The 21,803-nt window shown below is 55.6% G+C and carries 20 protein-coding genes and 2 pseudogenes; 13 read left to right on the top strand and 9 right to left on the bottom strand.

The genetic code is table 11. The features are described from left to right. The first annotated feature begins 36 nt into the window (after positions 1 to 36). Positions 37 to 801 (top strand): glucose 1-dehydrogenase, encoded by a 765-nt coding sequence (locus ACA059_RS18670; RefSeq protein WP_497630473.1) that lies wholly within the window; start codon positions 37 to 39, stop codon positions 799 to 801. Between the two features lie 87 nt (positions 802 to 888). On the opposite strand, the gene ACA059_RS18665 is transcribed toward ACA059_RS18670, so the two are convergent. The 3 genes from ACA059_RS18665 to ACA059_RS18655 all read right to left on the bottom strand — a co-directional run bounded on the left by ACA059_RS18665 (position 889) and on the right by ACA059_RS18655 (position 3,570). Next, positions 889 to 1,167, bottom strand: a complete 279-nt coding sequence (locus tag ACA059_RS18665; protein ID WP_497630472.1) for a LysR family transcriptional regulator — start codon at positions 1,165 to 1,167, stop codon at positions 889 to 891. Positions 1,168 to 1,220: 53 nt separating this feature from the next. Beyond that, positions 1,221 to 1,973, bottom strand: coding sequence for an IclR family transcriptional regulator (locus ACA059_RS18660; RefSeq protein ID WP_497630471.1), 753 nt, complete (start codon positions 1,971 to 1,973; stop codon positions 1,221 to 1,223). A gap of 133 nt (positions 1,974 to 2,106) precedes the next feature. Then, the gene (locus tag ACA059_RS18655) at positions 2,107 to 3,570 is read right to left on the bottom strand and encodes an efflux transporter outer membrane subunit (protein ID WP_497630470.1); all 1,464 of its coding nucleotides are present in this window, start codon (positions 3,568 to 3,570) and stop codon (positions 2,107 to 2,109) included. Positions 3,571 to 3,714: 144 nt separating this feature from the next. Between ACA059_RS18655 and ACA059_RS18650 the strand changes: the two genes are divergently transcribed. The 9 genes and pseudogenes from ACA059_RS18650 to ACA059_RS18610 form a co-directional block, all read left to right on the top strand. After that, a complete protein-coding gene (locus ACA059_RS18650; RefSeq protein ID WP_497630469.1) occupies positions 3,715 to 4,359 on the top strand; it encodes a TetR/AcrR family transcriptional regulator in 645 nt (214 codons plus the stop codon). A 77-nt stretch (positions 4,360 to 4,436) separates the two neighbouring features. Then, on the top strand, positions 4,437 to 5,228 hold the full coding sequence (locus ACA059_RS18645; RefSeq protein WP_497340876.1) for an IclR family transcriptional regulator: 792 nt from the start codon (positions 4,437 to 4,439) through the stop codon (positions 5,226 to 5,228). Between the two features lie 359 nt (positions 5,229 to 5,587). Then, positions 5,588 to 5,788 (top strand): hypothetical protein, encoded by a 201-nt coding sequence (locus ACA059_RS18640; protein WP_321374973.1) that lies wholly within the window; start codon positions 5,588 to 5,590, stop codon positions 5,786 to 5,788. A 28-nt stretch (positions 5,789 to 5,816) separates the two neighbouring features. Continuing rightward, positions 5,817 to 6,722 (top strand): efflux RND transporter periplasmic adaptor subunit, encoded by a 906-nt coding sequence (locus ACA059_RS18635; RefSeq protein ID WP_497630468.1) that lies wholly within the window; start codon positions 5,817 to 5,819, stop codon positions 6,720 to 6,722. Between the two features lie 61 nt (positions 6,723 to 6,783). Beyond that, positions 6,784 to 8,802 carry an FUSC family protein gene (locus ACA059_RS18630; RefSeq protein WP_497630467.1) on the top strand — a complete coding sequence of 673 codons (2,019 nt, stop codon included), beginning with the start codon at positions 6,784 to 6,786 and terminating at the stop codon, positions 8,800 to 8,802. A gap of 25 nt (positions 8,803 to 8,827) precedes the next feature. Further along, positions 8,828 to 9,772: a LysR family transcriptional regulator gene (locus tag ACA059_RS18625; protein WP_497630466.1), complete on the top strand. Its 945-nt coding sequence runs from the start codon at positions 8,828 to 8,830 to the stop codon at positions 9,770 to 9,772. An 896-nt stretch (positions 9,773 to 10,668) separates the two neighbouring features. Then, a complete protein-coding gene (locus tag ACA059_RS18620; RefSeq protein ID WP_497630465.1) occupies positions 10,669 to 11,850 on the top strand; it encodes an MFS transporter in 1,182 nt (393 codons plus the stop codon). Between the two features lie 241 nt (positions 11,851 to 12,091). After that, on the top strand, positions 12,092 to 12,892 hold the full coding sequence (locus ACA059_RS18615) for an MFS transporter (RefSeq protein ID WP_497630464.1): 801 nt from the start codon (positions 12,092 to 12,094) through the stop codon (positions 12,890 to 12,892). Positions 12,893 to 13,872: 980 nt separating this feature from the next. Further along, positions 13,873 to 14,076: pseudogene (locus ACA059_RS18610) on the top strand (MFS transporter); the annotation flags it as partial. Positions 14,077 to 14,124: 48 nt separating this feature from the next. Here the strand turns inward: ACA059_RS18610 and hisM are convergent. From hisM to ACA059_RS18585, 5 genes are all read right to left on the bottom strand, one after another. Then, positions 14,125 to 14,832, bottom strand: a complete 708-nt coding sequence (hisM, locus tag ACA059_RS18605) for a histidine ABC transporter permease HisM (protein WP_497630463.1) — start codon at positions 14,830 to 14,832, stop codon at positions 14,125 to 14,127. Then, positions 14,829 to 15,518 (bottom strand): ABC transporter permease, encoded by a 690-nt coding sequence (locus ACA059_RS18600; protein ID WP_497630462.1) that lies wholly within the window; start codon positions 15,516 to 15,518, stop codon positions 14,829 to 14,831. Before ACA059_RS18600 ends, hisM begins: the two co-directional genes overlap by 4 nt. A gap of 24 nt (positions 15,519 to 15,542) precedes the next feature. Further along, complete coding sequence (locus ACA059_RS18595) at positions 15,543 to 16,313, bottom strand: ABC transporter substrate-binding protein (RefSeq protein ID WP_497630461.1); 771 nt, start codon at positions 16,311 to 16,313, stop codon at positions 15,543 to 15,545. Between the two features lie 61 nt (positions 16,314 to 16,374). Next, positions 16,375 to 17,229: a PfkB family carbohydrate kinase gene (locus tag ACA059_RS18590; protein ID WP_497630460.1), complete on the bottom strand. Its 855-nt coding sequence runs from the start codon at positions 17,227 to 17,229 to the stop codon at positions 16,375 to 16,377. Between the two features lie 2 nt (positions 17,230 to 17,231). Further along, positions 17,232 to 18,245, bottom strand: coding sequence for an SIS domain-containing protein (locus tag ACA059_RS18585; protein WP_497630459.1), 1,014 nt, complete (start codon positions 18,243 to 18,245; stop codon positions 17,232 to 17,234). 247 nt (positions 18,246 to 18,492) lie between these two features. Here ACA059_RS18585 and ACA059_RS18580 point away from each other — a divergent pair, with 247 nt between their 5' ends. The 3 genes and pseudogenes from ACA059_RS18580 (at position 18,493) to ACA059_RS18570 (ending at position 20,614) form a co-directional block, all read left to right on the top strand. Continuing rightward, positions 18,493 to 19,284 (top strand): GntR family transcriptional regulator, encoded by a 792-nt coding sequence (locus ACA059_RS18580; protein ID WP_497630458.1) that lies wholly within the window; start codon positions 18,493 to 18,495, stop codon positions 19,282 to 19,284. Between the two features lie 136 nt (positions 19,285 to 19,420). After that, a pseudogene (locus tag ACA059_RS18575) lies at positions 19,421 to 20,320 on the top strand (sensor domain-containing diguanylate cyclase); the annotation flags it as partial. Positions 20,321 to 20,344: 24 nt separating this feature from the next. Then, positions 20,345 to 20,614, top strand: a complete 270-nt coding sequence (locus ACA059_RS18570; RefSeq protein WP_497630457.1) for a hypothetical protein — start codon at positions 20,345 to 20,347, stop codon at positions 20,612 to 20,614. 134 nt (positions 20,615 to 20,748) lie between these two features. Here the strand turns inward: ACA059_RS18570 and ACA059_RS18565 are convergent, their stop codons facing one another. Next, entirely contained in the window at positions 20,749 to 21,654 is a 906-nt protein-coding gene (locus tag ACA059_RS18565; protein ID WP_497630456.1) for a LysR substrate-binding domain-containing protein, read from the bottom strand. Between the last annotated feature and the right edge of the window lie 149 nt (positions 21,655 to 21,803).

The raw sequence follows: 21,803 nt of genomic DNA, 5'->3' as shown, positions 1-21,803 counted from the left end.
CAACTGAATCGCTAACGAATGAGAGGTTGAACGAACATGAACGATGAGCTGCTTGATTTTACCGGTCAGGTCATCTTGATCACGGGTGGGAGTACTGGTATCGGCCGTGCTACAGCATTGGCGTTCGCCAAACGGGGCGCGAAAGTGGTTGTTGGCGATGTTAGCGAGGAAGGTCAAAAGACTATTGAGTTGATCAAGGCCGCCGGTGGTGAGGGGTTGTACGTCAAGACCAACGTCGCCGATGCCGCCCAAGTCCGAGCGCTGGTGGACACCACAGTGGAGACCTATGGCGGTCTGCACTGCGCGTTCAATAATGCCGGGATCTTACCGCCGACATTGCCCTTGGCAGAACAGGATGAGGAAATGTACGACCGCGTGATGGCGGTAGACGTCAAGGGCGTGTTCCTGTGCCTGAAATATCAGATCAGACATATGTTGAAGGCGGGCGGTGGTGTCATCGTCAATACCGCATCGGTCGCTGGCGTTATTGCCGATCCTGGAATGGCGCCTTATGTCGCCGCGAAACACGCCGTTATCGGTCTGACCAAAGCTGCAGCGGTCGACTACGCCAAGTCAGGGATCCGGGTCAACGCACTGGCTCCCGGCTTGGTCGAGACGCCCATGACCCAGCGCTGGTTAGCAGACCCCGATATGCGCGACGCGGTGTTAGCCGGGCCGCTGATGGGACGTCCTGGCAAACCGGAAGAACTGGCGAGCACCGTTCTTTACTTGTGCTCTCCAATGGCCTCTTTTGCTACAGGCCAGGTTTTCATCATCGATGGCGGCCAGACCAGTCACTGATAGATCATCACTTACCGTCTGACTGGCTGACTGTTTCCAGGCATCAAGAGCATGGCCGCCTGGCGGCCATTGCGCTGAGTGCAACTTTCAGCGCTGCCCCAGGATCGCCTCGATCGTTCTGATTGCAGGCGCTAGCTTACGAGCGATGTCGTGCGCTTTGGAAGTCGGTTCCATACCGCTACCCATTCGCTCGAACAACGGATCGCCAAAACGCGCACGCAACCGCGCCAGCGAGCCACTCACCGCCGGCTGGCCGACGCCAAGCTTGAACGCCGCGCGGGAGACATTTCGCTCATCGTAAATAACCATAAAGACGACCATCAGATTGAGGTCGATTTCGGCAAAAATCCGGAGATTGATTTTCATGGGTGTCAGCGTGGGCATAGTTTGGGCTATCGGGTATCTGCTGAATCTATCGGTCAATCGGTCGAGCAAGATGAGGCATTAAGACTGAGCTGACATTCTTTAAGCGCCAGGATGATCGGCTCCCGCTGATCGCGAATTCGCCACGACGGGCCGACCACGGTTATGGAATAAAAGCCCTGGGTGGTCTCGACGCCTATTGCGATCGAGCCGATCCCCTGACGATGCTCCTCGTGATCGAAGGCAATCCCTTGCTGACGTATATGGCGCAGGTCATCGAGCAGCGCCGGCAAGCTTAATGTATCCGAGGTAAGTGGCTCCGTTACGCCACCCAGCAGGCTGGTCACCTGCTCGTCGCTCATCTTGGACAGGCAAATCTTTCCGGCGGCAGTGCCGTACACACAGAGAAAACTGCCAACCATGGGAGCTACTCGTAACTCCTGACTGGAGACCACGGCGTGCAACATGATCAACTCAATGCCGCTGGAATAAACCAGTGCTGAAGTTTCGCCGGTGTGTTGCGCCAGCCGTTCCAAAGGTGCCCGGGCGCTGTAGGTCACGTCGAAGTGGCTGTGGGAAGCCAGTCGCATCAATGCAGAGCCCAGACGCACACCGTTCTTGCCGATATCCAACAGTTGCTCGACGGCCAGCGCGTCGACCAGCCGTTGCACGGTCGAGCGGGGCAGATTACTGCGAGTGGCGATAACGCCAAGGCTCAATCCTTCAGGCTCACTCTCCAAGCAACGCAGTATTCGGGCGGCTCTGGAGAAAACCTGGATGCTGTTTCTTTCAACCAATTCAATTCCCATATCACTTCTCGTCAGGGCATCAATCGCACACTATGTGGGTCACTCGGCCAACGCCGGTGCTGCCACCGGTAACCAATGCCATCCTGTCTCGAAAACCTAGGCATCCCTCCGTCATATCAACGTTCTCATTCGGCTATTCGAGATGGGAATCTGAATGCCTGGCACTGGCAAGTTGCGTGTCGTCCCAGCCGCCTCCCAGGGTGCGGTAGAGCTGGACCTGACTTTGAAGCTGCAACAAGCGGTTGGAAGCGAGTTCTTCGCGCGCCGCAAAAAGATTGCGCTGGGCGTCCAGGACGGGTAGGAAGTTATCGACGCCGTGCTGGAAGCGATTAAGTGCCAGATCCAGGTACGCGCTGTTGTCTTGCACCAGATCGCGGTGCGCTTGCAGTTGCTCGTCGTAGACTCCCGCTGAGGCCAGGCCGTCGGCGACTTCACTGAAGGCGACCTGGATGCTCTTCTCGTAGGCAGCCACACGGATATCTTTCTGGATTTCTGCATAACTCAGGTTCGCCTTCAAACGCCCCCCATTGAAGATCGGGATATTGATCTGGGGGATGAACGTCCATTGACCCTGGCCTCCGGCGAACAAATGGGACAGCTGTGCAGTGGCCACGCCGGCATTCGCCGTCAAGGTGATGAAGGGGTAGAACGCTGCCCGCGCTGCACCGATGTTGGCATTTGCGGCGATCAAGTCGCGCTCCGCTGCTCTGACATCAGGCCGTTGCCGCAGTATGTCCGCAGGCAAACCGGCCGGAATGGATGCGATCATCCGCTGCGTCCAATCGCCGTCGTCAGGCAGATTGCCGGGTATGTGGGTGCCGACTAACAGCGCCAAGGTGTTCATGTCATGGGCGACCCGGCGAGTGTAGGACAGGGTCTTGGTGCGTGCGGTGTCCACAAGAGTGCGTGCCTGACGCACGCTCAGGTCAGAGGTCGTGCCGGCAGAGCGGGCGGACTGCATCACGTTGAGCCCATGGATGTAGGTGTCCATTGTCGATTGCGCGATCTGCAGCAGCTGCTGGTCTGTTCGCCAGGTCAGGTAAGCGCTGGCGACACTGGCCACCAGGCCCACCTGAACGCTGTGCTGGGCTTCTTCGGTCGATAGGTAAGTCTGCAGGGCGCTCTCGTCCAGGCTCTGGATACGTCCAAACACGTCCAGCTCGTAGGACGCGACGCCGACATTGAGCTCGTAGTCGCCATAGGTCCCGTTCTTCCCGGAAATCGCCCGATCTGCTGGAAGGTGTTGTTTGCTGCCTGAACCATTGACGTCAACGGTTGGTGACAACTCGGAGCGCTGAATGCGATACAGCGCTCGGTAAGCATCGACATTTAAGGCCGCCTGGCGCAGATCCCGGTTGTTAGTCAAGGCCAACCCGATCAACTGGCGCATGGCCGGGTCGCGAAAAAATTGCTGCCAATGCAAGTCAGCGATGGATTTGGCGCTGTTGGCCGCACCCACTGATGAGGCTTTATAACCCGGACCTTGAGGCCAGCTCTGATCCACCGGCGCTTCGGGCCGGTGGTAGACGGGGATCAAGCTGCAACCCTGCAGGCTGGCGCCCAGCAGAATCGCAACAATAAGTGCTTTCAACTTCATGGTTCTTACCTGATTTTTTGAGGGTGTGGACTGCCAGCTTGTAAGCAAGGAACTTGATCTGTACCGCAATGCGAGAAAGTGTACCATAATGCGGCCCATCTACAATGCTCGGTTTTTGCGATGCCGAGGTGTGTGGAGGGCTGAATGACATCCACCGGTCCACAGGATCAGGTAACAATTGTCATGGCGAGAAAAACGGTTGAAGAGTCAGAACAGACGCGTATCAGGTTGATGGCGGCGGGTACACGGATGTTCGCCAAGTACGGTTACGCCTATTCGACGCTTGATGACATCGCGAAATGTGCAGGTCTAAGTCGAGGTGCGGTTTACTGGCATTTCAAGGGGAAGGGGGATCTGCTGCTGTCGATCATGAACGCCTCGGTATTGCCCCTGGAGGGGTTCTTCGTGAACTCGGATGATCCGACGCCAGGTTTCGAGCATTTCGCTCGCGCACTGAATGACACGCTCAACGTCCAACACCACCGAGACTTCTGCACCATCTTGTTGAAGGATGGCGAAATCGGCGCACTGGAATGTCCGGTGGTGGTCCGTTGGCGCGTTGCGCAGCATAACCTGCGGACCCAACTGACGTTGCTCTTGACCGCTTTGGACGGCATGTCGACACAGCGCACAGCGGTCCAGTTAAATGCGCTGACTCATCTGATGGCCTTGTCCATAACCGGCCTTGTCATCGAGTCACTACACAGTCCCGATTCCACCGAGACTCTGACGGGGCCGTTCGTTCATACGCTGCAGGAACTGGTCAGTGGCGGCGACGTCCTTGCCTGACAGACCGAAATCGGCAGCGATAAATTTGCGAGCTGTCGCCGTTAGGGATGTAATGTTTTTTTTTCTGGAGTGATTCCATGTCTGATCCAAGCGACCTGGTCGAGAGCAAGCAACCCAGCATCCAGGTCATCGCCCGAGCCGCCGCCATTTTACGTGCGCTTGGGAACAACTCTGGCGGGCTGAGTCTTTCGGCGATTGCCAACATCGTCAAATTGCCGCGATCCACGGTGCACCGTATTATCGTTGCGCTAGAGGAAGAGCACCTGGTCGAGTCGATCGGCCCATCCGGTGGTTTTCGCCTGGGTCATGCATTCGGGCAGCTTATTCACCAGACCCAGGCCGACATCATCTCCAGTGTCAGGGAATATCTGAACTCCTTGTCGGCGCAGGTTCGCGAGTCGGTGTGCCTGGCGACGCTGGCGGGCGCCAAGGTCAACGTCGTCGATTGCATCATTGTCGAGCGCGAGTTGCGGGTTGTCTTCTCGGTGGGCATCGAGGCTCCCGCCTATGCCACCGCAGCCGGAAAAATAATGCTGGCTGCGTTTTCCGACGATGCATTGCAAGCAATTCTTCCGAAGAAGCTTCAGGAGTTGACCGAGCACACACTGACCCGCGCCCAGCTCATTACCCAACTGCAAGACGTTCGTCAGTCTGCCGTCGCGGTGGATGATCAGGAACACATTGAAGGCGTCTGCACCTTTGCCGTGGCGCTGGAGACTTACCTCGGAAATTACTCCATCAGCATCATCGCCCCGAGCATCCGTGCCGGGCGTAATGGTGATACGTACAAAGCGGCGCTGATGGACTGCAAGCGCGAGATCGAGAAGAAGATCGGTCGCATGTCCAAGGGCGCTGTGGCAAGTCGCTAAGTTCTGTTAGGCGGCGCGGCGTTAGCAGTTTTACTGCTTATTGCGGCACTTCCGGTGTCGGCATTCCCCCTGATTCCAAACCCCTGATGCGTCGGCCCTGACTGGGCCGGTCGCAGCATTTCTGTGTCTGCGTTTTGTTGATCCATGCGAGAACCGGACAGAAATCAAAAATTAGAAAGCTACCGAGTTGTCTCGTATGGCGGGATACTGTATCGTAATGCGAGATTGCTTGTGGTCATCCTTTTGCTGACTCATTTGCCCCGGTTGTTGTCCGCCCTGGCCCATCCTGCGCAGGAGATGGCTGGCAGTCGGATGATCGAGTTTTGCGTATCTAGCCTTTAACCAGAGGATCGCCTGTTATGCCGCTGCACGAAGTGAGTTTTCAGGGATTGCTGGTCAGCCCGATATTCATGATGGTGCTGATTGCTGCCGCCGTGACTGTTGTGACCAGCCGAGTTGTGGATCGGATCATTCCCTATTCAATGCAACGCAATGAAAGTTTGCTGGGCATGCTGCTGTTCATGTTGATCCTCGCCGGCCTGGTACGAATTACTTTCTGAGAGACGAAAAATGAAAAGAGTCGCAAATATGGCCATGACACTGGTGCTGATTGGCGCCATTGTCGTAGTTCTGGTTTACATCTGGGACAGCTACATGTACACGCCCTGGACGCGCGACGGCAGGGTCCGGGCCGATGTCGTTAATATCGCTCCCGATGTATCGGGTTGGATTGATGAGTTGCATGCGCAGAACTCCCGTGAAGTTAAAACGGGCGATGTCCTGTTCACTGTGGATCACGCACGCTATCAAGTCGCCGTCGATCTGGCGCAGGCACAATCGGACAGTGCCAAGGTGAGCTGGGATCGGGCGACCAACGTCTATAAACGCCGGACACAAATGAGTGCCGATGCCGTGAGTCGTGAAGAGGTCGATACATCGCGCCTGGACATGATGGAAAAGCAAGCCAGCTACAAACAATCAGTCGCCGTCCTGAACAGCGCGAAGATTGACTTGGCGCGAACCACTTATACCTCGCCAGCCTCGGGCAAGATCATCAATCTTGAACTGGAAAAAGGCGACTACGTTAATCGTGGTGTGAATCGCCTGGCCTTGGTCAAAGACGACAGTTACTACGTCACCGGCTATTTCGAAGAGACCAAAATCCCCGGTATCAAGATCGGCGACAAGGTCGAAATATGGCTGATGGCCGGGACCTTGAAGCTCGAAGGTCATGTGGAATCAATCGACAGCGGTATCTCCAACAGTAACAGCACTCCGGGCAATCAGATGCTTCCAAGTGTCGAGGCGACCTTCGCCTGGGTGCGCCTGGCCCAGCGAATTCCCGTCAACATCAAAATCGATCAGGTACCTGAAGGTGTCAATTTGAGCTCTGGCATGTCGGCCACGCTGAAAATCGTTGTGCCGGCTGGCGATCAGCGTGACCAGCGCTCGGTCGTTCATGCTTTCAGCGAAAATGTGAAATCGTTGTTGTAGGCTACGGCGCGATTTTTAGATAGCAAGTGCAGCACCTACGTGCAAAGTTGAGGCAAATTTCATGGCTCCTACAGCGCTGGATTCATACCTGTTAGGCAACAAAATCGCCGTCAAGACAGGTATCAAAATCAGTATTTCGGTCCTGGGTGCGCTGTTCATTGCCTTGTTGATGAACTTTGAACACCCGGTATGGGCCATGATCACTGGGATGATTTCGTTTTTTGCGCCTGACCACGCACAAGTACTGAAAAAGTGTCTGTTTCAATGTTTCAGTACGCTGCTGGGTGGTATCGTCGGTGTGGTGCTTATGAACTTTTTCGGACAAAGTCCGCTCATGGCAGCTCTGTCGGTTGCCATCGTTATATTCATAGCCTCCGCACTTTCCTATCATACACGCGATGCCAACTTCACTTTTCTGTGTGCGATCTTCGCGGTAACCGTTTGTATCATGGTCATGGTGACGGTGACGCTAGGGCCCACCAGCGAAGAGATTTACGAAATTTTCGTTGATCGGATCGGCACTATTATCGCTGGGATTGTATGGGCATCTTTTGTCAGCGCCTGCATCTGGCCAACGTTCACCTCGGACTTGTTGCGCCTGGCTTCCGGGCGCCTGTTCAAATCGGTGTTTGCCCTCAATACGCAGTTCGGATCGGACCCTGAGCAGTTCCGGGCACGACTCTCGGCGGTATTCAGCGGCATCATCGAACACGCGGACCTGGCTGACCATTGCGAGTTCGAGGGTGCATGGGGTAGAAGGGGGGCGCAGGTTGCCCGGGAAATGAACAAACTGGCGATCGAGGTCACCACTGACTCGTATGCACTGGCGCAACTCACTCCGGTGTATCAACAGCATATGGCGGTTGAGCTCAATGAACTGGAGCACCTGGTTGACGTCTTGGCCCACCAGGCGATACCGGCGGGGGGCGATCTGTATCGACTGCAAAGTTTTATGGCGGACGCCCGCGAGCGCAGCGAACAGGTCGCCCATGAAGATGGCGAACTGAGCATGTTGTTGGGCAAGATCGCTGATCTGGCCCAACACCTCAGCGGTTTTGCCCAGCTTTATGCGAGCTTGATGAAGGCTGAGAAAGTCAGCGTCAAAGGGGTCAGTGTTCGTCGTCACCGGCAGTTGTCGAACTGCCTGATTACCGGGGCGCGATCGGCAGTGCTGTTTCTGCTCGGGTTCGTGTTCTGGTACGCGACCGATTGGACCTACGGCTTTTTGATGTGTGTCGTTCCGATCGTGTTCAGCATCATGCTGGGCAAGCTTCCACACCCGGAGCTAATCCTCAAGAACATCGCCATCGGTTTCTTTGTCGCCATTCCTGTGGGGATGGTGGTCATGAGTGTGTTGGCTCAAGCTCCGAGCGCCGTCGAACTGCTGTTGCTGACCAGTGGCCTAGTGCTGTTCTTTGGCTTCATGGGCTTGTCCAGTCTGTCGAGCTTCGCCTACAGCCTGGGCTTCAATATCTCGTTCATGGTGTTCCTGCTGCCAGAAAACGTGCCATCGGTTGACATCGGTTTTGCAATCGAGCGCTCGCTGAGCATGGGCCTGGGTACCATCCTTTTGGCACTGCTCTACATCTGCCTGCCCAGAAAACGGGTCCTGAAAAACCCGGCTCGGGTCAGTGAAGTGTTTGAACATGACCTTGATCGCTTCCTCTCCGATAATTCGGTAGAACGAACTTCGTCGATAGCCCTGGCCGATCGAGTCGGGCTGGTTATCGACAAGATGGTCTATATCTCGATTTATGAAGCCCCTGAGAAGAAGCACCAGTTGATCGAGCAGGCTGGGCGGGTGATCTTTCTGATGAGTCAGGTCCGGCATGTCAGCGCATTTGTCGAGGCGACCAACCTCTCACCGTCTGGCACCAGAGCGCTACCGCAATGGCGCGCCGAACTGCTGGCCAATTACCGAAACGACACCAGCCAGAATGAGCATTCGCTGGTAACCGAGATCGACAGTACGGCTCGCACATCGTCAGGTCTGATTGATGATCCGGATCGCGCGCAACTATCAGGTTACTTGCTGTCCATGGATCGACTCACCCGCCGTGTGTTTACTCCGCACGTTTAACGCTGCAATCAGTGAGGTAGTGGATATGGATCGGTTTCAGGCTATGCAAGCGTTCGCCCATGTAGTTGAACAAGCCGGCTTCGGCAAAGCGTCGCTGGTGATGGGTGTGGCGACGCCGACAATATCGCGCCAGGTCCAGCAATTGGAAACTCATCTAGGGGTAGCCTTGCTCAATCGCACTACCCGCAGACTGAGTCTGACTCCCGACGGTCTCCACTACTATGACCACTGCAAGCGGATTTTAGTCGATGTGGAACTGGCGGAGAAAACCCTGCCAGGCACTACCCAGGCGCCGCGGGGAAAACTGCGGGTCGATATTTCCCATGCGCTGGCCAGCCAGTTGATCTTGCCGGCGATTAACGAGTTCATCGAGCTTTATCCGCAGATCCAACTGACGATCGGCCTGGATGATCGGGTGGTCGATCTTATTCAGGACAATATCGATTGTGCCATCCGTACCGGCGTCCCGCAGGACTCCCAGACCTTGATCGCGCGACGCGTTGCTTCATTTGAGTGGATAACCTGCGCCACCCCCGAGTATCTTCAAAAATACGGTACGCCCCGACAATTGACTGACCTCGCGACCCATCAAGCCGTCGGTTATTTCCATCCGCAGTCAGGCAAGAATATCGACTGGGTTTTTATCTCCAATGGCGAGTCAGTCAACATCCGCATGAATAACACGATTTCTGTTAACGAGACTTCGGCATACGTGACCTGCGGCCTTAAAAGCCTCGGATTGATTCGAGTCGCCAGTTACTTAGTGCAGGAGCATTTGCGCGCCGGACGTCTGGTTTCGGTGCTGGAGCAGTTCAATGAACCCAGTGTTCCCGTCTCGGCGGTCTACCCTAAAGGTAATCGCTCATCGATGATTGTTCGGGCTTTCACAGACTGGGTTGGGGAACTGTTTGCCAAGCGTGCCCATGAAGAAGAGCGTCTACAAGGCGATCGGGTTAGGCGGACTGGCTAAACGCCGTTTGCATTTTACTTGGTAGCTAACCACGAGCGATTACCGAAACAGCAGCATACGTCGAAGTTTTTAAGGGGCCGCAATGTACGTGCGCCACCTGACGCTAGAAAGTGGTACAGACGACCTAGACATTGGTATTTTTTACCAGCACTGTCAGAACCCGCGGCCGATACACCGATTACCGCAGTGAACTAATCAATAAAACCGATCGAAGGATCATCGATTTATATGGCTAGAGCGCAGGCCAGATGATCAGCCTGGGTGTATTCCAAACGTTGAAAAGCGCGAAACCGATGCGTGAGATCGACGCGGTTGAACTGATGATCTCGTCCAATTGATTGACCCACACCTATGCCATCATAGTGCTGATCGCCATACGGCTCGAGATGATGGCCGAAAAAAAGCGAAGGTATCTCCCGATTTGAGGGCGGCTGAAGTTCGTTTGTGGTCTACGGGGGACTCGCCGTCAAATGGGCATCATTTTTTAGTCCAAAGTGTGCTTCACGTGAGATTGTCCTCCTTCACATGCATCAACCTCGCTAGAAGGAGATGTTCAAGTGTCGTTCAGACGACGTCATTTACAGCAGTGAGTGATGAGTACATGTAGATGCTGACGCCGAATTGACCTACATGCCGAGGCAAGACTAACCCACCTCCAATCGGCGTAAGTCCAGCACATGCGACGGTTCGCAAGAAGTCAGACTGGGTCAGTGATATCTCGGCATGTGGGTCAATTCTACGTCGGCCTCAACACATCGGGACTGTTCGGGATTAATGGCAGCACATGAACTGCGGGTCGTGCTGGTTGGTCAACATCGTTTCGCCGATCGCTCAGCCGCAGATAGACAAAGGCTTGGAATGGTCGGCGGGACATATATCAACGGAAATAAGGTTTTATGGCTGACTCGCTCAACCCGAAAGTATACATCCTGACATTCACAGCATTCGTGATGCTGTCCTCCGAGTTCATAGCGGCGGGCCTGCTGCCTGAGATCGCTTCGGGTCTGCAAATCTCCGTGGGTCAAGCAGGCTGGCTCGTTACTGCATTTGCCTTGGGGATGGGAATTGGTGCTCCGGTCATCGCGGCTTTTACGCATAAGGTTAGCCTGCGCACCCTGCTGATGAGCGGGTGCGTGGCGCTCTTTTGTGGGAACACCATCAGCGCGCTCACTGATAATTTCTCGTTGCTGATGATGGGCCGAGCGCTGGGCGGCATAGGCGTGGCGATTTTCTGGACTAATGCTGCCCTGGCCGCCTCAGCGATGTCCTCAACGGCGCATAAGAGCTTTGCCATATCTCGTGTGCTTATCGGCATTTCAATTGCTTCAGTATTGGGCGTACCGCTCGGCAAGCTAGTTAGCGACACGTGGGACTGGGAAATTGCTATGGGGATGATGGCCGCGTTAAGTGCGTTGGCGTTGCTTGCCGTTATTCGATGGATACACCCGCCTCAAACTGACACACCTGTGAATCATCGCAGCCTCGCTCAGCGGCTCCGAAGCGTCTGGACGAGAGATATTGCCTTGGCTCTGCTGAGCTACCTATTTATGTTTGCAGGGATCATGGCGGTCTTCAGTTACCTCGCAACATTCCTCGCGAGGTATACGGGGCTGGCAGGTACGCCGGTCACGCTCATGTTAGCCCTGTACGGCGTTTCGGACATTGTTGGCAACTTGCTCCTGTCCAAGCGGGTTCCTGATCAACTGGATGGCATGTTCAAGACGCTGTTGTTAGTGCTGGCTGTCAGCCTAGCTGCGATCTCGCTCTTGGGCGAATCAGTATGGTTGGTACCTTTGGTAGTGGCCGCCATCGGCTGCTGTCATGCAGGTGCCAGCCTGTTGACAGGCATTGACGTGCTGCGAAGGGCAGGGGCTAATGCTCAGTTCATCGGCTCCGTAAACGTCAGCGCGATCAACCTTGGGATCATGCTTGGTACTTCGGCTGGAGGGCTGTTGATCGATCACATCGGCCTTCAGTACGTCGGATTCTTAGCCGCCGGCTTCGTCATTTGTGCATGGGTCACCAGGATGTGCTTGAGCACGGAGCCAGTTGCCACTGAGGATCTCGCGGCCGAATGACTCAGTGCTTTTTCTGCTTCCGATTCTGCTAGCAGTGGTGCTCAAGAGCATCGGGTATGCCGGCGCTTCCACTGAGTCAGCCCCGGCGCCGTGGATGCATGGAGGGAGCCATAGATTGAAATGTTGCTCACGGGTTTGTTACCCTGCCGGCAGACATTGCGCTTTGGCGCTCTGCGTAAGCGTTAACGGCAACCAACGCACACTTGGGATATCTCCATCCCTATGCTGTGCGTGGTTAAAAATGCCTATTACCTCCTCGACTATCCAGGTCGAAAAGTCTCTATTCACGTCGTCCTTGCTCATGGGCATCCTGCTCATCGCGGCTAATTTGCGTGCCCCCATTACGTCGCTTGGCCCAGTGTTGTCTCAGGTGCAGGACTACTTCGGATTAAGTCCTGCGGCCGCAGGGCTGCTGAATGCGCTTCCTTTACTGATTTTTGCGTGTGCCTCCCCTTTGGCTCCTTGGTTAACGCGGCGCCTGGGCCTAGAGCATTCGCTGTTTGGTGCCTTGGGCCTGATTGCGATCGGATGCCTTGTCAGGTCGACAGGATTGTTCAGTGAGCTGTGGCTCGGCACGCTGATGATCGGCAGTGGTATAGCGGTGGCTAACGTCCTCGTGGTGCCGCTAGTCAAACGTGACTTTCCCAGCCATACGGCCTTATGCGTTGGTTTGTATGCAGCAACAATGGCGCTGATGGCAGCACTGGCACGCGGGCTGGCCGCGCCGCTGTCCGAGCTCACGGATTACGCATGGAAAGTGTCGTTGGGCATTTGGTCTGCCCTCACACTGGTCGCTGTCGCTTGTTGGTGGCCCCATACACAAAACGCTCGTGGGGTCAGCGCTTTGGTGGCTCCGGTTGGACGCAGCAGCGTGTGGCGCAGTGGCATCGCCTGGCAAGTATCGATGTTTATGGCGTTGCAAACCGTCGTTTTCTTACTGGCCCCGAAGGAGACACAAGTACGCCATCGGTTGCGTACAGAGATGCCATGGTATCGGGATTTTTTGCTGCGTAATTTGAATCGTAGCTATGGTCAAGGCTGACCGCAGCGTTCATTAGTTCCGCCTGATCAACATCAGCGGCATATACAGACGGAGAGGCGGCAATAGCGGTAAAAAGCGTGGTAGTGATATAGGTCGATATCTTCATTCATCAAACTTCATTTATTGATGTCGGTCGATATTTTTGCCGGTTTGGCGCATCACAGAGAGGCTAGCCTTATGATCGGTTTGAGTACAACGAACAACGTATCAGCGAATCCAATGGAGTTGGGTGAGTAATGTTTTATCTTGTTATGGTGAATGTTGATTGTGACCTGGTGTCCCCAAAATAGCGAATACGAACGGTGGACGGTGCGCTGAAATTTCGTACTTATTCAAACCTGATGAACTTCGCATCCATCTTTCTTATTTGATGAAGAAGTCGTGTGACATTTTAGGTGCCGGATGTTGGTACGTCCACTTGCCGACCTGTCTTGCGCGATCATGGTCTAGCTTTGTGTAATAGTCCAAATGAGAGACCGCCGAATTCAACTTCTCTAAGTGGAATTCCACCATCACGCATCTACGTTGCATAGTGAGTGTTGGTCGTGACTTCGGGGCTAAGCTGATGTCGCGCTTCCAGAGATCGTGTACTGTTTGTTTTGATATTCCAAGCTTTTCGGAAGTCATCTTCTGGCTCATCCCCTCGGCCTTGCACTCCAAAACAAGCCTAAGCCGGTCAAGATCAGTCCAAAACGTCTCACTGAGACCGGAGGCGAGTGAGACCAGAACGGAAACTTGCCTTCTTTATACAAAGAAAGAACCCCTATTAACTCTTCTTTCGGAAGAGATTAATCCGCCCCAAGATCTGCTCGAACTGCCGAAGCCTGATCGCAAGGCTCCGTTCGGCATGAGTCAGAAGCTACCCACATGACTCGCACAGGAGCTTCTTCCATGGCTATCGCTAGCCGTTTGCCCATGACCGAAGGCCCCGAGCGATGACGCTCTAGTGGGCGAACATCTTACCTTCCGAAAGAGTTGCGATGTTACTGGGTTTCGCGTTCCATTTCTGTGTGCTGGCCAGCTACTACCTGGTGCGCCCGCTGCATGATGCATTAGGCCTGAAGGACGGCGCAGACAAATTGCAGTGGCTTTTCAGCGCGACTTTTTTGGTGATGCTGCTGATGATTCCTTTGTTTGGCGCGCTGGTTTCGCGGCTGCCTGCGACGCGGTTCGTTTCTTTGTTGGGCTTTTTCGCGTGTGATATTTGTTGGCTTATTGCAAGACGGTGTCTGTCAGCTTAAGCGCTGATAGGCCAGCAACCGTCGCTCAGCCAGTCGGAATACGCCCACCAGCGCACACGCCACCAGCATGTAGAGCAGGGCGGCAATCCCATAGGCCTGAAAGGTCTTGAAGGTGGCCGCGTTAACATCTGCTGCGATTTTCAGGATGTCGGGAACGGTTGCGGTAAAGGCAATGGCCGTGGCATGGAGGACAAAAATCACTTCGTTACTGTAAGCGGGGAGTGCTCGACGCAGCATGCTCGGGATCAGTACGTGAACGAACAGTTGGCTGCGGGTCATGCCCAAGGCCAGCGCCGCCTCGATCTCGCCGCGTGGGGTGGTACGCAGTACGCCGGCAAGAATTTCAATGGTGTAAGCGCACGTGTTCAAGGCCAGCGCCAGAATGACGCAATGCATGCCGTCACGAAAGAACCACCACAGGCTCGATGATTCTCTGATGAGGCTCAAACTGGCCAGTCCGCTGTAGATGATCAGCAGTTGCACGAACAGCGGTGTGCCGCAAAACACCAGGGTGTAGAGCCGAATGGGCACTGCGAGCCACTGACTGCCGTAGGTGCGAATCAATGCCAGCGGTATCGCCGCGCACAGACCGATGACGGCGGACGTCACCAACAGCCATAACGTGACGGACAGACCGCTCCAGCGGTAACCGTCGGACCACAGGAAATTCGGCCCGAACTCTTTCAGTATCTCGATCATGACGCTCTCCGTTGCGGTTCGACGCTGTAGCGCCGCTCAAGGTGTTTGAGCGCCAGACTTGAAAGGATCGCAAAGGCAAAAAATATCGCGGCAATCACCAGGTAGAAAAACATCTGCCTTGAGGTCGCGTTGCCCGCCTGTTTGGCGACCTGAACCATGTCATTGAGGCCCAGCAGCGAAATCAGGCCGGCACTTTTCAACAGCACTTGCCAGATATTGCCGATGCCGGGCAATGCGAAACGCATCATCTGCGGGAAGCGGATACGCCGCAGTACTTGCCAGTGGCTCATGCCATAGGCTCGAGCCGCTTCCAGTTGCCCGAACGGGATGGCCTGGAAAGCACCGCGAAAGGTCTCGGCGCAGTAGGCACCGTAGATGAATCCCAGCGTACCGATTGCAGTGCCGTAAGGGTTCAACTGGAAAGATTCCTGGCCGAACGCTTCCGCCACCTGGTTCAGCCCGATTTGCGCGCTGTAGTAAATGAGCAGCATCAAGACCAGGTCCGGGACACTGCGCACCAGCGTGGTATAGACCGTTGCGATCAGCCGTAGCGGCGCCAGTGGCGAGAGTTTCGCCAACGCCCCCAGCAGGCCAAGTGCGATGGCCACGCAGGCAGCCCAAGTGGCCACCTGCACGGTCAACCACGCACCCTGAAAAATGAGATGGCCGTAACCCTCAAGCAACATGGTTCCAGGCTCCGCGATGATGGTTTATTTAGGCGAGATGTCGAAGTCGAAGTATTTTTTGGCGATGCGCTCATAGGTGCCATTTTGGTGGATACGCTCTAGCGCCTGATTGATATCGCCGGTCAGCGCGGAATCGCTTTTGCGCAAGCCGATCCCGGTTCCTGGCCCGAAGATTTCTGGGGATTTGACGACTTCACCGGCATAGCCGAAGCCTTTGCCCATAGGCTTCTTGAGCAGGCCTTCGGAGACCGCGATGGCATCGTCGAACGCTGCATCCAGCCGACCGTTGATCAAGTCCGAGTAGGTCAAGTCACTGCTTTGATAAGGCACCACCTCCACGCCTTTCAAGCCCCACATCCGCTTGGCATAGACTTCGAACACGCTGCCTTGCTGCACACCGATGCGCTTGCCGCGCAAGGATTCGGCCGTCGGTTGCAAGGGACTGCCCTCGGGTGCCACCAGGCGTGCCGGGGTGTCATACAGGGTGTTGGAAAAGGCGATTTCGGTTTTGCGTTCTTCGGTGATCGACAGGGCGGACAGGATGCCGTCGAACTTCTTGCCTTTAAGGGCCGAGACCATCCCGTCGAAGGCGTTTTCTACCCAGACGCAACGACGTTTCAACTCGGTGCACAGGCTTTCACCCAACTCGATATCGAAACCTGTCAGCGAACCATCCGGGCGCTTGGACTCAAAGGGTGGATAGGTGGGGTCGACCCCGAAGCGCAGCTCTTCGCTGGCGCCCCAGGTCATCAGCGGGCTGGCCACGAGCATCAAACCGATCAGACATTTTTTCATCGACAAGGTATCCACGACAGGTTGGTTGAACAGCCCCGGCATTGGCCCGGGGCAGCGCGTATCATTCTTGAGTGTTCAAGGCTTGTTTCAATTGCTCGGAACGTTCGGCGTCCAGGGCTTGACCATGGCCGAAACCACCAGGCCAGCCACACACCCGGGCGGCATAATCGACGCCGTGCAAGAGGCACTCCGCGAGGCTGTGTCGGGCTTGCCGCGCCAGCAGAAACGCGGCGATAAAGCCGTCACCGGCGCCCATGCTGTCGACAACCGTGCAGGGCAGACTGGGCTGTTCATGGATGCCCTGCGCATCAACCGCGAGGGCGCCCAGCGCGCCGCGAGTGATGACCACGATCGCCGGGCCCATGGCTCGCATCGAATGCGCCAGTTCATACGCTTCTCTCGAAGACAGGTCGGCCGCCGAGAAAAAAGCGATATCGACATGCTTGATCAGGGCCCGCCAATCGAACTCGACCCAGTTGTCCGAGAAGTCGAAGGACAGGCAGCCGCTGGCATGGCGAATCTGCGCCAGTTGGTTTTCGAGGCCGCTGTACAGGCTGCTGTGTACCAGCGGGAACTTGGTGATGTAGGCCAAATCCTCGGCATTGAGTCGCAGTTGTCGACAAACACCCGGATCGCTGCCGAGAAACACGCGTTCGCCATTGATGCTGTCGACACACGCCCAACCGTTGGCGCCCGGCAGCGTTCGGCAACGGGAAGCATCGACTTCTTCTTTTTGCAGGCAGTCGAGCAGGCGCTGGCCATACTGATCGTCACCTACGCAGCCCAGGTAGGCGCTGCGAGTGCCCAGCCGGGAAGCGAATACCGCAACGTTGAGCGCATTCCCGCCTGGGTACTCGATGTTCCGGTCCAGGTACACATCCATCGTGTTGTCGCCGACCGCGATCAGGCTGGCCATGCTCAGTACTCCGTTTTCCACATGTAGCGGCGAGTCGTCAGCGGTTGCTGGTGCCAGACCGCCAGATGGGCGGCGATGCGTTCAGCGGCGATGCCGACGATGTAGGGCGCAACAATCGCACGGATTTCCGGGTCGATCCCGACCATCGGGAAGTCCTTGGAGTCATAGACCATGACGCGTTCGGTATACCGCTGGCAGAAGCTCACGACCCGTTCCATCTGCGCGCGACTAGGGTCTTCGCCGACCAGCAGAAACAGCGGGGTGGAGGCATCGATGGCTTCGAACGGGCCATGGAAAAACTCCGCGGCCTCCACCGGCAGGCAATGCAGCCATTGGCTTTCCATCACCACGCAGACGCCGAACACATAGGCGGTGGTGAACATCGGACCCGACGCGAGGAAGTACATGACGCGATCACCTTTATAGAGGCGCGCCTCTTCGGTCGCCCGTTGGTCGTTGTTGATCGCCGCATCGGCCAGCGCTTGCGGCAGCGCTTTGAGAGAACGAGTGAGCTTGTCCAGCAGTGGCCAGCCTTCGCGCTTGGCCAAAATACCGCCGATCAGCGCCTGGAGGATCATGAAGCAGCCGAAGTAAGCCTCGTCCGTGCGGCCCAGCAGGAAGCAATGTTGAACGGCTTGGGCAAGCGGCAGATCGGCGGTCTGTGTCACGCCCACTGTGAGACATGGTTTGCCTTTCAGGAAGCGTGCAGCGGCGATGGTTTCCTGGGTCGTTCCGGACTTGGACGCGAGGACAACCAGGGTGCGCTCATCCAGGCGCGGCGGATCGATGTTCATGAAATCGGCCGGGAAATAACGACGGACTTCCAGTGAATGGCTGTAGCGCTCAAGCCAGTACTGCAGGCCGAGCATGATGCGGTTGGGGGCACCGCAGCTGACGAAATAGATGCGGTCAATCCGCGTTGCCAGCTCTTGGCCAAACTGCTGAGCGTCGTCGACGATTTGAACGGATTGCTGCAAGGAAGTGATGAAGCCTTCCCGGTTGAACTGGATCGCCATGTGGACTCCTGGGTGCCTTGTTGCGGCGGTTCATGTTGCTGTTCATGACCACCATTTAGACCAAAAGCTATACCATGAAAAATACCATTACAAGGCTTTTTCCCCGTGGTCTAATGGGCCGATTAGGCGGTTTCCAGGGTTTTCCCGAGCCGGGTATGCATTGTCATTGCTAAGTTGCCGTGTTTGCGTCGGTTTTGGGTTTTGACAGTCGCAATGGATCGCCAAAAAAAAATTCAGGACGTAGACCATGAAAGTGACCAGTGCAAAACCCTCCGACTTGGCGTTTCCCGCGCCCCAACGCAAGCAGGTTGCCTGGCAGGCCGTCCAGGCGCTGCTTGAAATGCTGGAACGTCCGGAGTTTGGGCCGACTGAGCGTATCCCGGCGGAAAGGGATCTGGCCGAACACCTGGGGATCAGCCGGATGACCTTGCGAAAGGCTCTGCAAACACTGATCGATCGCGGGATTCTCGAACGCCGAGGCAATCGCGGAACCTTCGTCACCGCTCCGGGTGTCGAGCGGCCACTCAATACCGTGGCGCGTAAAGGCATCGCTGAAGTGGTTGAGCAGACCGGGGCCAGGCCCGGCAGCAAATTGCTCTACTTCGAACAAACCCAGGCCAGTGCTCGTGTCGCCAAATTGCTGAAAATCGAGGACGGGGATGCGTTGCTGACAATTCGACGCCTGCGCACAGTGGACCAAAAGCCGTTCTGCATCGAGACCAGCTACATTCCTGCTGCCCGCGTGCCGGAACTGGTGGCGGGGGATCTGATCGAGGGGGCCTCGTTGTATGCCTTGTTGTTGGCGCGGTATCAGATCGAAATAGAAAGCGACGAGGGGACGTTAAGCATTGCCACGATGAATGACCAGGAGGCGAGGCTGCTGGAAGTCGAACCCGGCACGGCGGCGCTGGTTTATCGGGGCGTGATTTTCGACACCCAAGGCCAGCCGGTGGAGTATCTGGTGTCGATCAACCACCCGCAGCGTGTGGTGTTCAAATTGGCAGACAGTCGGGTCAATAGCTTTCATTCCAGTCATTAGCGCGGTTCGACTGCGTTTATACTGCGCAAGCTTTAGACGAATGTGTATCCAACAACCTCAATACTCTCTTAAAACGCGATCTTCGATTGGCCACTTTGCTGACCGCCCTGGTGTGTGTATCTGCTTTAATGCGCAGGACATCGGTCGTGACCTGTCACGTGCTCCGATATTTTCTGAGCATCTGCTTACCACGTCGTCAGGAACCGTGACCTTCGCTTCAAAAGTCGATGGTGTGCACCGTATCTATGCGTTCAGGCGAAGTGATCAATATCCCTTGGTGACGACTGTAGCGGTAGGCCAGACCGAGGCGATGCAAGCGTGGTGGAGCCAGACAAAACAATCGGCCGCTGTGGTCGTGGTGCTGTTGGGGCTTTTGGTCACTCTGGGCCGCAGGTTGATTTCCCATATCAGTCGTCGTATTCGGGCCGAGGGAAAACTGCGCACGGCACAGGCTGCGTTGATCCAACTTAACCAGTCGCTAGAGATTCTCGCCAGCGAGGACAAGCTCACCGGTCTGGCCAATCGACGCCATTTCGATCAGTTTCTGGATGCTGAGTTCAAGCGTGCCAAGCGACTTGGAAGTCCTTTGTCGCTGATCTTGGTCGATGTAGATTTTTTCAAACGTTACAACGATCACTATGGGCATCTCGCCGGGGACGAATGCCTACGTATCATCAGTCAGTCCATCAAGCGCTGTGTGCGTCGTCCAGGTGACATGACGGCGCGCTATGGCGGTGAAGAAATCGTTGTGGTGATGCCGAATACGGACGAATCAGGTGCCCGTTCAGTTGCTGAAGCCATTCTCGGCGGTATTGTTGCTGAGCGACTTCAGCACCTTTCCAGCCCTTTCGGGATCGTCACTGTCAGTCTTGGGCTGGCGACTTGTGTCTCCTACGATAGCGATCATGATGAGAAGGCCTTGATCAATCGGGCTGACCGTGCGCTGTACCTGGCAAAGTCTCAGGGTAGAAATCGAGTGAGCGCTGCACCGGCACAGGCGGAGACAGAACTTAATGCCGTGCACAGGAGTAGTTGAGCACTACAATGGTTAAGGGATTTGATGTGTCGTTTTCAACACAATGACTACCATTCAGCTACACGAAAAATTGATGAAATCAATAATTACACTGTCATAAGCGGCAAGTGTTTTTTTGTTGCTGAAAAAGAGAGTTATGTAATGAAGCTGAATCGTGTAGCAAAAGCAGCGATGGTGGTTGCTCTGTTGTCGTCATTGTCGGGCTGTTGGTTATTCATGCCTCCAGGTGGTGGTGGTGGTGGTGGTGGTGGTGGTCAGCATGGCGGGCCTGGCGGCGGCGGTGGTCAACGATAAGCCCTGCGGTCGCTATGTTTTCGTTTGAATAATCTGGATTTCACAAAAAACGCCACTCTATGAGTGGCGTTTTTTTTGTTAGTTGATTGTGGAAAAGGTTTATACCTGCTGACTCTTGTGCGACTGATGAGCATCTAAAACCGATACTCCGCTGGAACTTCCCGAGCGATGAATTGCTGCATGTGTTCGAGAAAGCTGATTTGCAGTTTCGATGCCGGTCCTTGAACCGGCAACAGCATGCTGAAGTCCATTTCGATCGCCGGTTCGAACGCTCTGAACACGATGCCGTTGCCTCGGTACTCGACGGTGCTGATGGCATCGACCAGTGCTACCCCCAGGCCTTGTTCGACGAACGCGCACATTGGCAGCGACAGCTGGGTCTCCAGACGCAGTTCACGCTCGACCCCATGAGCGGCAAATATTGCGTCGATGTGTTGGCGCGAACCGATGGATTGTGGATAGGAAATAAACGCCTCGCCCTGCAAGTCTTCCGGCCGGATTGTGGCCTTGTCCTGTAAGCGATGATTTGCCGGCAGTGCGCATAGCATGCGGGTGGCCAGCAGTTTTTCTGCGCGTGGGCTGGGGTAGGTGTTGGGCAGTACGATGATGCCCAGATCGCAGCGTTGACCGACCACCAGATCCACGATCTCCCGCGATGAATGCACCACCAGCGATACCTGCACTTGATCATGCCCGGCCATGAAGGCGGCGATGGCTCGCGGCAGGAATGACAGGCCCATGGCCGGTGCGCAGGCGATGTGCAGTGAGCCGCGTTTCAAGCTGCGGATGTCTTGCGCCGTTCGGGCAATGCGTTCGACCCCGAGCAGTGAGCGTTGCACTTCCTGATACAGCGTCATGGCTTCGGGAGTGGGCTGAAGCCGGCCTTTGATCCTGTCGAACAAGCTGAACCCGATGTCCTCCTCAAGGCTGGCAATCAGTCGCGTCGCAGCCGGTTGCGAAATGTGCAGCATCTCGGCGGCACGGGTTACGGTCTGGCCCAGAATCACGGCGCGAAAGGCTTCCAGCTGACGGAGGTTCATGGCGCTATTCCTTCAAGAAACCCATAACGAAAAGACATGGGCTTGCCAAAATAAAGCATTTTTCAAGCTGCTGTCAGCTCTCTAGGATCTTCTCTATCGAGATTATCCAGTGGTAGGGCCAGTGCTGAGAGTGATTTTTCAGTGCCGAG

This window comes from Pseudomonas sp. LBUM1647, assembly GCF_059716175.1.
The sequence above is the reverse complement of the archived record's forward strand: the minus strand, read 5'-3'. Positions and strand labels throughout refer to the sequence as shown.

Coding starts and splice junctions, on each gene's coding strand:
- ACA059_RS18635 (WP_497630468.1), top strand. CDS start 5,817: ATGGCCATGACACTGGTGCTGATTGGCGCCATTGTCGTAGTTCTGGTT.
- ACA059_RS18630 (WP_497630467.1), top strand. CDS start 6,784: ATGGCTCCTACAGCGCTGGATTCATACCTGTTAGGCAACAAAATCGCC.
- ACA059_RS18670 (WP_497630473.1), top strand. CDS start 37: ATGAACGATGAGCTGCTTGATTTTACCGGTCAGGTCATCTTGATCACG.
- ACA059_RS18590 (WP_497630460.1), bottom strand. CDS start 17,229: ATGGCCAGCCTGATCGCGGTCGGCGACAACACGATGGATGTGTACCTG.
- ACA059_RS18570 (WP_497630457.1), top strand. CDS start 20,345: ATGTGTCGTTTTCAACACAATGACTACCATTCAGCTACACGAAAAATT.
- ACA059_RS18585 (WP_497630459.1), bottom strand. CDS start 18,245: ATGGCGATCCAGTTCAACCGGGAAGGCTTCATCACTTCCTTGCAGCAA.
- ACA059_RS18645 (WP_497340876.1), top strand. CDS start 4,437: ATGTCTGATCCAAGCGACCTGGTCGAGAGCAAGCAACCCAGCATCCAG.
- hisM (WP_497630463.1), bottom strand. CDS start 14,832: ATGATCGAGATACTGAAAGAGTTCGGGCCGAATTTCCTGTGGTCCGAC.
- ACA059_RS18565 (WP_497630456.1), bottom strand. CDS start 21,654: ATGAACCTCCGTCAGCTGGAAGCCTTTCGCGCCGTGATTCTGGGCCAG.
- ACA059_RS18580 (WP_497630458.1), top strand. CDS start 18,493: ATGAAAGTGACCAGTGCAAAACCCTCCGACTTGGCGTTTCCCGCGCCC.
- ACA059_RS18615 (WP_497630464.1), top strand. CDS start 12,092: ATGCCTATTACCTCCTCGACTATCCAGGTCGAAAAGTCTCTATTCACG.
- ACA059_RS18660 (WP_497630471.1), bottom strand. CDS start 1,973: ATGGGAATTGAATTGGTTGAAAGAAACAGCATCCAGGTTTTCTCCAGA.
- ACA059_RS18600 (WP_497630462.1), bottom strand. CDS start 15,518: ATGTTGCTTGAGGGTTACGGCCATCTCATTTTTCAGGGTGCGTGGTTG.
- ACA059_RS18595 (WP_497630461.1), bottom strand. CDS start 16,313: ATGAAAAAATGTCTGATCGGTTTGATGCTCGTGGCCAGCCCGCTGATG.
- ACA059_RS18625 (WP_497630466.1), top strand. CDS start 8,828: ATGGATCGGTTTCAGGCTATGCAAGCGTTCGCCCATGTAGTTGAACAA.
- ACA059_RS18655 (WP_497630470.1), bottom strand. CDS start 3,570: ATGAAGTTGAAAGCACTTATTGTTGCGATTCTGCTGGGCGCCAGCCTG.
- ACA059_RS18640 (WP_321374973.1), top strand. CDS start 5,588: ATGCCGCTGCACGAAGTGAGTTTTCAGGGATTGCTGGTCAGCCCGATA.
- ACA059_RS18650 (WP_497630469.1), top strand. CDS start 3,715: ATGACATCCACCGGTCCACAGGATCAGGTAACAATTGTCATGGCGAGA.
- ACA059_RS18620 (WP_497630465.1), top strand. CDS start 10,669: ATGGCTGACTCGCTCAACCCGAAAGTATACATCCTGACATTCACAGCA.
- ACA059_RS18665 (WP_497630472.1), bottom strand. CDS start 1,167: ATGAAAATCAATCTCCGGATTTTTGCCGAAATCGACCTCAATCTGATG.